Genomic DNA, 474 nt, shown 5'->3' on the forward strand with positions numbered 1-474 from the left:
GGCGGCGGCATCCGTCGTCTTCCATTTTCGGATGAACCGAAACTTCCGGTCGATGGACACGTGGGATTTGTAGCCAAAGAACGGGATAGCGAGATCCGTTGCGGGCATACTCCCGTCATCCTGCCGTTTTGCTTTCGTGAACTTCAGCGTCCAGCGCGCATGACGATCCTTGTGCGACAGCTTTGCCGACTTGTCCTGCCAGTCTTCGGGAATACGTCCTGCCCGGAGATCTGCCTTCTCGGCATTCGTATTGCGCTGCTTTGGAGCGGCTACCAGTGTTGCATCCAGGATCTGGCCCGACATCGGGAGATAACCGGCGTTCCGTAGGGTCGCGTCAAATCGGTCAAACAGCCTTTCAATGGCACCCGCCTGTGTCAAACGCTCACGAAACAGCCAGACCGTTTTGGCATCCGGCACGCGGTCCGACAGCCCCAATCCCAGAAAGCGCATGAACGACAGGCGGTCGTTGATCAG

1 protein-coding gene is annotated in these 474 nt (G+C 57.8%); it reads right to left on the minus strand.

The window, feature by feature from the left end:
* Positions 1-474, minus strand: a 474-nt coding sequence (locus tag KP705_RS17430) for a transposase (protein WP_215765191.1), incomplete at both ends; no start/stop codon positions are given.

This window comes from Gluconobacter sp. P1D12_c, from assembly GCF_018812105.1.
GTDB lineage: Bacteria > Pseudomonadota > Alphaproteobacteria > Acetobacterales > Acetobacteraceae > Gluconobacter > Gluconobacter oxydans_A.